The organism is Paenibacillus sp. MZ03-122A, assembly GCF_024213325.1.
GTDB lineage: Bacteria > Bacillota > Bacilli > Paenibacillales > Paenibacillaceae > Paenibacillus > Paenibacillus polymyxa_B.
Genome location: NZ_JANAVI010000010.1, coordinates 167035 through 178842 on the forward strand (window position 1 = coordinate 167035; position 11808 = coordinate 178842).

At 45.3% G+C, this 11808-nt stretch carries 12 protein-coding genes; 10 read left to right on the forward strand and 2 right to left on the reverse strand.

The genetic code is table 11. The features are described 5' to 3' along the window. Positions 1–23 precede the first annotated feature (23 nt). Positions 24–449, reverse strand: a complete 426-nt coding sequence (locus NLX74_RS20115; RefSeq protein ID WP_023988435.1) for a CHRD domain-containing protein — start codon at positions 447–449, stop codon at positions 24–26. A 168-nt stretch (positions 450–617) separates the two neighbouring features. Between NLX74_RS20115 and NLX74_RS20120 the strand changes: the two genes are divergently transcribed. From NLX74_RS20120 to NLX74_RS20130, 3 genes are all read left to right on the forward strand, one after another. Then, complete coding sequence (locus NLX74_RS20120; RefSeq protein WP_061832089.1) at positions 618–1040, forward strand: hypothetical protein; 423 nt, start codon at positions 618–620, stop codon at positions 1038–1040. A gap of 237 nt (positions 1041–1277) precedes the next feature. Further along, on the forward strand, positions 1278–2438 hold the full coding sequence (locus tag NLX74_RS20125; RefSeq protein ID WP_254329777.1) for a rhamnogalacturonan acetylesterase: 1161 nt from the start codon (positions 1278–1280) through the stop codon (positions 2436–2438). Between the two features lie 116 nt (positions 2439–2554). Then, positions 2555–2878 (forward strand): MGMT family protein, encoded by a 324-nt coding sequence (locus tag NLX74_RS20130; RefSeq protein ID WP_254329778.1) that lies wholly within the window; start codon positions 2555–2557, stop codon positions 2876–2878. Positions 2879–3034: 156 nt separating this feature from the next. Here the strand turns inward: NLX74_RS20130 and NLX74_RS20135 are convergent, their stop codons facing one another. Next, complete coding sequence (locus NLX74_RS20135; protein ID WP_013370989.1) at positions 3035–3223, reverse strand: hypothetical protein; 189 nt, start codon at positions 3221–3223, stop codon at positions 3035–3037. A 318-nt stretch (positions 3224–3541) separates the two neighbouring features. Here NLX74_RS20135 and NLX74_RS20140 point away from each other — a divergent pair, with 318 nt between their 5' ends. From NLX74_RS20140 to glpX, 7 genes are all read left to right on the forward strand, one after another. Next, positions 3542–4705, forward strand: a complete 1164-nt coding sequence (locus NLX74_RS20140; RefSeq protein ID WP_254329779.1) for a TolC family protein — start codon at positions 3542–3544, stop codon at positions 4703–4705. A 13-nt stretch (positions 4706–4718) separates the two neighbouring features. Next, entirely contained in the window at positions 4719–6179 is a 1461-nt protein-coding gene (locus tag NLX74_RS20145) for an efflux RND transporter periplasmic adaptor subunit (RefSeq protein ID WP_254329780.1), read from the forward strand. Positions 6180–6185: 6 nt separating this feature from the next. Beyond that, positions 6186–6905, forward strand: coding sequence for an ABC transporter ATP-binding protein (locus NLX74_RS20150; RefSeq protein WP_061832084.1), 720 nt, complete (start codon positions 6186–6188; stop codon positions 6903–6905). Further along, positions 6902–8113 (forward strand): ABC transporter permease, encoded by a 1212-nt coding sequence (locus NLX74_RS20155; protein ID WP_061832083.1) that lies wholly within the window; start codon positions 6902–6904, stop codon positions 8111–8113. Before NLX74_RS20150 ends, NLX74_RS20155 begins: the two co-directional genes overlap by 4 nt. A 236-nt stretch (positions 8114–8349) precedes the next feature. Beyond that, positions 8350–8964, forward strand: a complete 615-nt coding sequence (locus NLX74_RS20160) for a helix-turn-helix transcriptional regulator (RefSeq protein ID WP_223822107.1) — start codon at positions 8350–8352, stop codon at positions 8962–8964. A gap of 13 nt (positions 8965–8977) precedes the next feature. Further along, positions 8978–9781, forward strand: coding sequence for a pyruvate, water dikinase regulatory protein (locus NLX74_RS20165; protein WP_069291845.1), 804 nt, complete (start codon positions 8978–8980; stop codon positions 9779–9781). Between the two features lie 147 nt (positions 9782–9928). Then, entirely contained in the window at positions 9929–10906 is a 978-nt protein-coding gene (glpX, locus tag NLX74_RS20170; protein WP_254329781.1) for a class II fructose-bisphosphatase, read from the forward strand. Positions 10907–11808 lie beyond the last annotated feature (902 nt).

Here is an 11808-nt window from a genome sequence, read left to right on the forward strand (position 1 = left end):
TTTTTTATACTCATGTTCATTCGTTATTTGCAACGTTTGATAGGTGCGCGTCTAATCTGTCCACGAATGGCACCGTTCGGATGACGGATCGTGTGGACATTGACGTAGGCATTGCCCTCTCTAATTTGGCACACCAAATCATAAATGGTTCTGCCTCTGAGCGGACCGGTAAGATCACATGCACGAAGCACGCCGCTAACGACGCCTCTTCTAACGGTTATCCCAAACTTCGAAGGACCAAACAGTGTAGCAACAACAGGGCCATTTTCACCTCTTCGTCCCAGATGAATATGCGCTTCGGTTACCCGTGAGATATTGCGTACAGTCAGTTCAAAGCTTAATTGTTGGCTCGTTGGACGGTAACGAAATTCGGCTGTTCCTGTCGCATTTGTTCTGACAGGAGGCACTTCATTAGCCCCCCTTAAGGTGGCTCTAAACTTATTAGACATGACATCCCTCCTTTCCCAGTGTTGGTTTAGTGTATTCACAGGGCCAGAGAAAGGGCTGCACATTAGCCTATTCATCAGAAGTTGTGTGTTTTACAAGTTATTCAGTCCAAGCACTAAACAAACTTTTTCATAGTCTATGAATATCTGGTAGAGAGAGGAGGGGAAACCATGGGAACATTTATTGATGGAAGAACATCCCAAAATGCTTCGACAGCTAACTCTATTGCCATTCCGATCACTGTTTTAAATACGCCTCAATTGTTCGGGCAGATCGGATTAAACACACAGGGAGCTACAGGTACGCCACGGGTTCTGCTTAAAGGAACCATATCGCTTCAACTTCCGCTTGCTTTAGTCGGGATAACGATCACTATTGTAAGAGGTACCCTAGTCACTGACCCTGTTGTTTATTCGGCTACGTCTACTTTCAGTTTGAGTTTATTAGCTCCACAGGTGATTGCGTTCTCAGCCGATGACTTTAACCCGCCGATTACACCACAATTGGTTTATACAGCTTTTGTTTCTGCTAACCTGCTGGGTACAGTACGAGTAGGTCCAGAGAGTTTTGACGGAATTTTGGTTGCAGATTAATGTAGTAATTTTGATATGACGAAATATGCTTCATAAAGCTTCGCAGTTGTAACTGCGAAGCTTTTTTGTGTACAAGTACAAGTACAAGTTTCAGCTTAACGAATAAACTACTTTTCTTTTGCATAAGAATTACATAGGCATAACCCTGCAACAATGGATAGAATTTTATGTATGCGCTTACAAAAAACGAAATGTCCTTTGCTTCATACAATTGAAAATCTGGAGGAGGAATGAAGAATGAAGTGGAAAATAGGATTGACTGGTATGCTTTTAGCAGCTTTTTTATGTGGTGCACCAGGTGTGGGCATAGCTACCCCGGCACATGCATCCGCTGGCGAGTACAAGTTTGATTTTGGTGGAGGTACGGTCGAAACGGGTTATACTGGAGTGAGCGCTTCGCTGTCCTATGACTCAGCACGTGGCTATGGCTTTCGTACCCCTGAGAATATGCGTAATGTCAGTGCTTCGGGGACTGGAGTGGCAAGCGATGCGGTACGGTTCCTGGCTACAGGTACGAAAAGCGAGAATACTTTTGACGTTGATCTTCCTCCTGGTTTGTATGAGGTGTCGGTTACTTTAGGAGATACCTCTCGTTCGAGTATTGCGGCTGAAGGGGTATATCAGGTCATTAATATGACAGGGAATGGGGCCAAGGATCGCTTTCAAATTCCAGTGACAGACGGACAGCTAAATCTGCTGGTTACTGAAGGCAAAGAGGGCGCGGTCTTCACACTCAGTGCATTGGAAATCAGGCAATTATCTAGCAATCCGGTTACGAATCGAACGATTTATATCGGTGGAGATTCTACGGTTTGTAATTATTATCCGCTAGATAGCAGTGTGCAGGCGGGATGGGGTCAACTGCTGCCAGAGTTTGTGAACACGAATACTTTTCAAATTCGCAATATGGCGTCAGGAGGCCAAATTGCTAGAGGCTTCCACCAGGACGGTCAGTTGGAGGCCATCGTCCAATATATCAAGCCGGGGGATTATTTTATTCTCCAATTGGGCATTAATGACACCAATCCAAAGCATAACGAAAGCGAAGCGGAGTTTAAGGACTGGATGCGGGATATGATCCGGCAGGTTAAGGCTAAGGGGGCGACGGTAATCCTGTCAACTCCGCAAGGACGAGCCACTGACTTTAATGCTAACCATGTACACAACGCAGAAAATAGATGGTATAGAAGCGCTATTTTGGCGCTGGCTCAAGAGGAACAAACACCTTTAGTCGATCTGAATGTTCTTAGTTCAGCTTATTTCACTTCTATTGGTAAAGACGCTACACTGGCCTTGTATATGAATGGCGATACACTTCATCCAAACTATGAAGGTGCAAGGGAATTGGCCCGATTGGTAGCACAGGATTTAAAAAGGCAGGGTCTGAGCGGATTCTAAATTTAAATTAATGGGTTTTCCCCTGCTTCTTGCATTCGTAGGAGCAGGGGTTTTTAGCCTCTGTTCATAGTGCTATAATTATTGAAAAAGCAATAGTAATACGGAGGAATTAGAACATGCAGCCTTTCACTGCCCGTGTGCTTCAAATTATACGGTTGATCCCTGAGGGAAAAGTAATGACTTACGGTCAAATTGCGGCAAAGGCCGGAAGCCCAAGAGGTGCCAGGCAGGTGGTGCGAATTTTGCATACATTGAGCCAAAAACACCGACTTCCTTGGCATAGAGTAGTCAATCGCTTGGGGGAGATTGCTTTGCAGGAGGATGAGTCTGCATCCCTGCAGCGTCTGTATTTGGAGGAGGAAGGCATACGTTTTAATGAAAGCGGGCGTATTCCACTAGATCAATATCTCTATGATCCGCAAGCGGAGATGGAAGAATAGGAACGGAACAAGCTATGCGGTTTTATATTAGATTTGATTATCACAAAAATCCGGGACAAATCAATTATCGATTTGTCCCGGATTTTTTTCATCTAGCATACGAAGCAGATAACTAGAGGTAATCTGTTATTTATAGCATAAGATTCACTTGTCATTTTATCCGATAAGATGCTGCTGATCCCGTTGGGCAAGGTGAAAAGAAATGCTGTTCATCAGCGGTATATCGTTATTTTTTCGGGCTTCCCGGATTAGTTGTTTCTTTTTTTGTTCTGATTCACGTAAAAAGCGGGTCATCCACAAATCAGACGGTTCGTTAGTGGTTGTCATGCGAGATTCTTTTATCATCTATTAACCCTCCCAGTGAGCGGCTGTTATTCTTTCTCTAGTATATGTTCCAAACCTTAATAGATGCTGTTGGTTTCCTTAAAATTAGCTGAAAATTAGGTAAAGTTCAGGTAAACATAGGTTGAATCAATATCCCATTGGACGAAAAGTAGTATAAAGCGAGTAATCTGGAAGTAAAGGTTACAAAAATGTATTGTTTTGACACCTTGTACCAACATAAACCTGAAAGTACAATTAGAATGCAAAGAGTTCGTGGAAATTTATGTCGAAAAGAATGGAAATGATTCGAAGAATGCACGAAAGGGGAGAGATTCATCTATGAAGCAAAAAGCGGCTGCCGTGCTGCTTGTATTGTCCTTATCATCAGGATTGGCCTCCACTGTACAGGCTGAGAGTTTATCAGGAAATGTAGCATCAAGTACGTCAGTTAGTCCATCCGCTGGGGCTACATCGAAGACATCATCCGTAACGGGTCAGGCTTTACCTACATTGACACTTAAGCAGGCCGCGGAATGGGCACAGACGAACAGTTACAATACGCGTACCGCCGAACGGGACGTAGAGCGTCGCAGAATGGAACTGAAAAATGCAGAAAAGGATCTGGGCAATTCACCTGTCGATTTTATAGACAATGAGTATGTTGATGATGAAACGTCATGGAGAAATTACAGTTCCTCGACGCTATCTTATTTAGCCAGCAAAAAGCAGGCGCAGTTCGCCAAAGACCAGATTTATTTTAATGTGATGAAAAGCTATCAAAGTGTGTTCGTGGCAGAGAATCAAGTGAAAAATGATCTAGAAGCGCTTGAAATCGCCCAAGCGGAGGAAAAGATTGCACTTGCCAAATTTGCGCGTGGCAAGCTGTCTGAGTATGCAAAAAACGAGAGTACACAGGCCAGAAACCAGGCTCAGCAAACAGTAGAACAGGGGAAAATTGCGTTGCAAAAATCCAGGGATGCTCTGAACTTCCTCATGGGACAACCTAACGGAACAGCCTATGAAATGGTGGATCGACCTGTGTACAAGGAACCCAAAAAACTGGATATCGAATTACATATACAACAGCTGACAGACATGAATCCGAATTTATGGAAGCTGGAGGATAGTATCAAAACTTCGGAGCTCAATGTGAGATACTTCGATTTTAATAGCGGCGCAGGTGCTTACGATCTAGCTAAAATGGATGTCGATACAGCCAAAGAGGAGCTCGCCAAAGGTCAAAAGGATTTTGCTGAATCACTCCGCAATTTGTATGCCACGGTTAAGGAAAACCAAAAGAAATACGTACAACTGGAAGAAAGCTTGCGTACGGCAAAAGAGGCCTTGGAGTTATCACGCAAAAAGTGGGCCAGAGGTCTAATTATCGAGACGGAGTTGAAAAATAATCAGCTAAAAGTGAACCAGATTGAACGGCAAATGGAAGAGCTGGCGCTCGAGTTGGATCAAAATGAGTATACGTTGAACAAGCCATGGAGCACATAGGGAGGAAACGGCGTTGGCAGAAACGGTTTTAAATGATGCTTTAATCAAGTTACGGAAAAAACGGAGAAAAAAGTGGATATGGACTGCAATTGTTCTACTGGTTGTAGGTGGAGGCGGAGCGGCAGTATATCTGAATCTGCCCAAGGAGCAGGAGGCACCTTTAGTTCAGGATGAGACGCTTAAAGTAGAGCGCGGCGATGTGAGTGAGAAGCTGGACACGTCCGGCACTGTGCAAGCATCCAAGGAAGTGAAGTTAAACTTCACGAGTGCAGGTGATAACAAGCTGGCAGCGGTAAATGTGAAAGCCGGGGACAAGGTGAAAAAAGGACAGGTGCTGGCTCTTCTGGACAGTTCAGAAATTAAAATGCAAATTCAGACTGCGTCTGATACTTTGGAAATATCCAAAGCCAAGCTGGCTGAATTAGAAAAAGGTCCGAAGGCAGAGGATATTGAAATTCAGAAGACAAATGTACTTCGGGCCAAAATGGCTATCGATACAGCGCAAGAATCATTTGAATTGGAAGAAGCCGAAAGTCAGAAGAAAACTTCCCAAAAGCAGTTGGAACAGGCGCGAAAGGCATATGAAGACCAAAAGTTTTTACATGATGCCGGGGCGGTGTCCAACAGTGAATTGGAGCAGGCAGAGCAAGCACTGGATAAAGCACAGACGGACTATGATGGTCTGGATCTGCAGTTCCGCAAAATCATGTCGCAAAAACGTCGCACCATTTCAGAAGCTGAAATCGGATATCGTACGGCAATGGCAGAGCTTCGCAAAATTCAGGTTCCTGCTGATGCATCCAATATTCAAGCCTCACGGATAGAGGTTCGAAGACAGGCGACGGAACTGGAGCAGAAGAAAAATGAATTGAACAAGCTTCAGGTCACAGCACCTTGGGACGGAGTGATCTTGAAGGTGAACGGGGATGTGGGGACCAGTCCGACCGCTCCATTCATTGTCATGAATAACTCGGATTCCAACGATCTTAAGGTAGTTGTAAAGGTAAGTCAGACCGACATTGTCAAAGTAAAGAAGGGTCTTTCAGCCGTGTTGACTACCAATGCCTATCCGGGTGAATCTTTTCCAGGGAAGGTGCAATTCGTCTCACCGGAAGCCTCTACGGATGAAGGGATGACGACGTATCTGATGGAACTGTCTGTCCATGACCCGAAAGGCAAGCTCAAAACAGGCATGATTATGAATGTGGCCGTTATTTTGGGAATACACAAAAATGTACTGTTCGTACCTGCGACTGCGCTGAGATCCGAAGGGGGACAGGATGGCGTGTATGTTGCCGCCAATAACGCTGCGAATCCAGGGGCGCGCACTTTCAAGCCCGTAGAACTCGGATTTTATACGCCAGATCGAGTCGAACTCAAGTCAGGTGTAAAAGAGGGTGACACGCTTATTGTGCCTGCTCCTGAACCTCCGCCGGACCCTTCCGCTATGGGCGGCATGCAGGGAGGCTTTTAAAAGGGTATGAGATACGTCATTCAGATTGAGGATTTGAAAAAAGTGTATCAGGTCGGAGATCAGGAAATTCATGCCCTGCGAGAGGTACAACTTGATATTGCTGACGGTGATTTTGTTGCGATCATGGGACCGTCTGGATCAGGCAAGTCCACGATGATGAATGTCATCGGCTGTCTGGATTTACCTACATCGGGACAATTTTATTTGGATGGCTATTCGATATTAGATGCCCGCGAGGATGAACTGGCTATTATACGTAATCAGAAAATCGGATTTGTATTTCAAAAATTTCATTTGCTCCCGCGAGCAACGGCTTTGGAGAATGTGGAACTGCCTATGATCTATGCGGGTATTTCTGCCAAGGAGCGTCGTTTACGGGCAATGGAAGCCCTCACTAGCGTAGGTCTAGGCGATCGGATGAACAATAGGCCGAACGAATTGTCAGGCGGTCAGCAGCAGCGGGTATCCATTGCGCGTGCACTTGTGAACAATCCGGTTATTCTCTTGGCGGATGAACCGACAGGCGCATTGGACTCCAAAACAAGTGTTGAAATTATGGGGATTTTTCAGCGTCTGAATGATCAGGGGAAAACGGTTGTATTGGTTACTCATGATCAGGAGGTTGCGGAATACGCCAAGCGTCTGATTCATTTTCGAGATGGGCGGATTGAAGAGGATCAGCCTGTTGGGAAACGAAGAATGGCGGCAGAGGAAGTGAAGGCATGAAGTTTAAGGAAATTATCCGTGTATCGCTCAACAGTTTGCGAACCAATATGCTGCGATCTTTGCTGACCATGGTGGGCATTATTATCGGAGTGGCCGCTGTGATTATGATTGTAGCCATCGGTAAAGGATCAACGGCTACGATTACATCTCAGATCAACAGTATGGGAAATAATCTGCTGATGATCTATCCTTATGCTCCATATGATGGGTCCAGCTCCATGTCGTTCAGTCAGACGAAAGGAATATCTCTGGAAGATATCGATGCGCTAGAGCAGCAAAAAGCAGTAGCAGAGGTAGCACCAAGTGCCATGACCAATGCAGATATTACGTGGAGCCGCAATAAGGTCAGCGGGCAAATTGAGGGGACTTCGCTGGCATTTGTTCATGTGAGAAAGCTGTCGCTAGCTCAAGGTAGGTCCTTTACCCACTATGAAGTGGATAAACGAATGAATGTGGCTGTGCTTGGGAGTGATGCGGCCCGTAATATTTTTGGTCCGGATGCCTCCAGAGCGGTCGGTGAGACGATCATGATCAAACAGCTTCCTTTTAAGGTGGTTGGTGTGCTGGCAAATTCCAATTCCAATATGAGTAACAGTGGTCAGCAGGTATATGTACCGATTACAACGGGGATGGAACGGCTAGGCAATATGAGTATTCAGCAGGTGAACGCCTCCGCAACAACAGAGGAGAAGATTAGTCAGGCAAGTGCTGAAATTCGGCAGGTGCTACGTGTCAGACATGAGCTAAAGCCATCAGAGGGTGATGATTTTCAGATTATGACCCAGACGGAAATCTTAAAAACAGTGTCCGGGGTTGATCGGATTATGAATATGTTGCTGGCCGGTGTAGCTGCAATTGCGCTTGGCGTTGGTGGTGTCGGCATTATGAATATTATGCTGGTGTCCGTTACGGAACGCACAAGGGAGATCGGGATTCGCAAAGCGATTGGTGCGCAGCGCAGTGATATTATGTTGCAGTTTGTGGCTGAGGCTGTTTTTCTCAGTCTGATGGGTGGACTGGTCGGCGTAATGGTGGGTCTCGGAGGTGCAAAGCTGCTCGAGAAATTCGTCCAAATGCCGATTGTGTATTCGATAGAGCCCGTGCTGTACTCTTTTCTGAGCTGTATGGCAGTCGGGGTGTTGTTCGGAGTATATCCGGCGCGGAAGGCGTCGAAGCTACGTCCGATTGATGCTTTAAGATACGAATAAGGTAGCGGGTACTTCGCCTTACTCGAAAGAGCAGGGTGTAAGTACCCGTTTTTTGTGTGTAATAAGTGTTTTAAATGATGAAAAGACATGAATAAACACTTTAGTTTTATATATATGATGTTTTATATGATTTTTAAGGTTGATTTATTGTTATATATGACGTATTATATTCAATATCAGATCGAAAGAAAAAAGGAGGGACGTTCATCATCGACCTTACGGCAAGACAAGTAGAAATTTTAAACATCGTACAAAAGCATGCTCCGATTACCGGGGATCAGATTGCGGAAATGCTTAATCTCAGCAAGGCGACCATTCGGACCGACCTATCCAAATTGGGCATTCTGAATTACATAGATGCAAAGCCCAAGGTCGGATATTTTGTTGGAAAGCGGGGCACGCCGAACCGGGAGGAGAAATTCCGGCTGTTGCAAATGAAGGTCGGCGATCTTCATGGGGTTCCAGTCATCGTACGTGAAACAACCACGATTCAGGAAGCTGTCGTGGCTCTCTTTTTGGAAAATGTGAGCAATTTGATCGTCACCGATGAAGACGGAGATTTGGCAGGGGTGGCTTCCCGCAAGGATTTGCTCAAGGTAACGTTAGGCAATCCCAATGCAGCAACCATTCCTGTCAGCCTTGTGATGACCCGACAGGCGAATGTTGTCACCGTTTCCCCAGAGGATACAGTATTAGAGGCAGCGCGCAAAATTATTGCCCGTCAAATCGACAGCCTGCCTGTCGTCGTCCCTTCCGACTCCGACAAACCAGGGGAGCATTGGAAAGTCGTGGGACGCATTACAAAAACGAATATTATTAAAATGTTGCTCGATATGGTAGCAGAGGATTAATGGGAGGAATCGAATGGTTCAGGCGAGCAGTCATTTTATAGCGATCTGTTCAGACTCGATTGGCGAAACGGCAGAAGCTGTCGTACAGGCGACCATGCGCCAATTTGAGTTACCAGACACAGAGATCAAAAGATTTATGAACGTGAGGGATGAAGACGAGCTGAGCCGGGTGATGGAGGAAGTTGCCGAGCGTAAAGGCTTTGTAGCTTATACGCTGGTGCAGCCGGAATTGAGAGAGGCAATGAAAGAGGAGGCTGTCCGGCTGAATGTGCGGGCTGTCGACATTATGGGACCGATGATGCAGGCGTTTGCCGATACGTTCCATGACGATCCCAAAGAGAAGCCTGGTCTGCTGCATCGACTGGACGACAACTATTTTCGCCGTGTAGAGGCCTTGGATTTTGCGGTTCAATACGATGATGGCAAAGATGTGAGCGCCATTCTTAAAGCGGATATTGTATTGCTTGGGGTATCCCGTATTTCCAAAACCCCTTTATCCATGTTTCTCGCGCATAAAGGTTATAAAACGGTCAACATACCGGTTGTACCGGAGCTGACACCCCCTGTTCAGTTGAAAGATGTTCAGCGTGGTCGAGTGTTCGGATTAACGATCGAGCCAGAGTTACTGTTAAAAATACGCAGTGAGCGACTAAAGGTTATGGGGCTTCCTAATAATGTGCAGTATGCTACAGCGACGAGGGTGGAAGAGGAAATAGCGTATGCGCAGTCTTTGTTTAAAGAGCTGAATTGTCCGGTTATTGATGTTACAGATAAGGCGATTGAAGAGACGGCAGGTTTGATTATCAGAATGTTATAGAGCCTAGTAGCTGCTCATATAACTAAAAATTAAAATCGTAGGATACAGGAGTTTAATAGATAAATAGAAAGATTGCAGCAAAGCTGCCCTAAATAATTCATTAGCTTAAGGGTAACAATTATTTTTAGGAGAGGTGGAGGGATAGGTATGGAGAGTCAAATGGCTTTGGAATTCGTTCGGGTAACAGAGGCAGCGGCACTGCAATCAGCACAATGGACAGGGCGTGGAGATAAGAATAGCGCGGACGAGGCGGCTACGGTAGCCATCCGCACTCATTTCAATGCGGTATCCATGGACGGCACGGTCGTCATTGGCGAAGGCGAAATGGATGAGGCTCCCATGCTGTATATCGGAGAAAGAGTAGGCAATCGTAGAGGACCGGCTATGGATATCGCTGTCGATCCACTAGAGGGAACCGAAACAGTAGCAAATGGTTTGAATAACGCTCTGTCTGTCATTGCTGCTGCACCTCGTGGTAGTCTACTCCACGCTCCAGATATGTACATGCAAAAAATGGCCGTTGGCCCGGCATTGGCTGGAAAGCTGTCACTTGAGGACCCCATCCCAACTACATTGTCAAAAGCTGCACGAGCACTCGGTAAATCCTTGTCTGATCTTACCGTGTCCATTCTTGATCGTACACGGCACGCCGGGATCATCAAGCTTCTGCGGGAAAGCGGCGTTCGAATCAAACTGCTTGGCCATGGGGATGTGATGGGCGCGATTGAAACATGCCTGGAAAGCGGTGTGGATTTGCATATCGGTTCTGGTGGCGCTCCTGAGGGTGTATTGGCCGCTGCAGCGCTGAAATGCATGGGCGGAGAAATCCAGGGTCGCCTGCTGCCTCATGGTGAAGAAGAGATTGAGCGTTGCAAGCGTATGGGCATTACTGATCCCGGTGCGTTGCTTTCCATGGATGATATGGTCGGACGCCAAGGCGTGATGTTTGTGGCTACAGGTGTGACACCTGGAGAGTGGTTGCAGGGGGTTCGTTCTCTTCCCGGTCACAGAGCGGAAACTCATTCAGTCGTAATGCACTCGGAAACAAAAACGATTCGCTTCGTTCGGAGTATTCATCATACAGCTGATTCTTCCGGTACGCTTGCGGTAGCGGCATCCTCTTGAACATTAAAGTCATGGCTTCCTAAATCTGTCCTGTCCCCACAGTCGGCGCAAGGTTCTTCTTCGCCTTGCATCGTCGAGAGGTGAACTCAAAGCAGGAGTTGCGTATGCTGTAAACACAATACGGAGATTAAGTTTATCGTTTAACAAACGAGGAACGATAGTTCAATAAAACAGCGGTATCTAGGACTCGTCTAAAGATACCGCTGTTTTTCATATTTCGGGATCAATCTAACTGTCATAGAGCAGATGAAGTTATCAACTTTTGGAATACACATCGAGTAACCTCACTTTCATTGAGTGACGTAAGCATAATTGTTTTTGCCATAACTAATTGACAAAGCAAATCCTTATGTAAAATTAGAATAACACAGATTTAAGTAATACTTCCGCCTATTGGCATTATGAATTACTTTGGTGTTTATCTATAGTTGTCTATTAAAAGGAATTAATTGCAAGTAGAATTAATTTGGTATACGTGTTAAATTACTAGTCCAGCCGATAAAACAAGATCAAAGATTTTTAATAAGTTTGAACAAGCTGGAAATTTTTACAGGTAGACTTAATTGCTTTAAATTGATATATTGTTAATCCAGCCCGAAAATGATTATTAAAAATATGGGTTGGATGAATCGCCTGGAATTATTTACAGGTTGAACAAATTAGACGAAAATGTTATATTATTATTCTGGCTCAAACAAAGCCGTATGAAAATTTGATCTTTGAAAACTGAACAACGAGTGAGTATGGATTTTGTTTACAAAATCCAACGCTGAGATTTTGGTACATGCCGTCAGGCTGTAACAAATGGAAGCGAACAAGAGATATTTTTATCTCGTCAGTTTCAACATGAGCTTATCGCTCTTTCTATAAACCAACTTCGGTTGGTCTTTAATGGAGAGTTT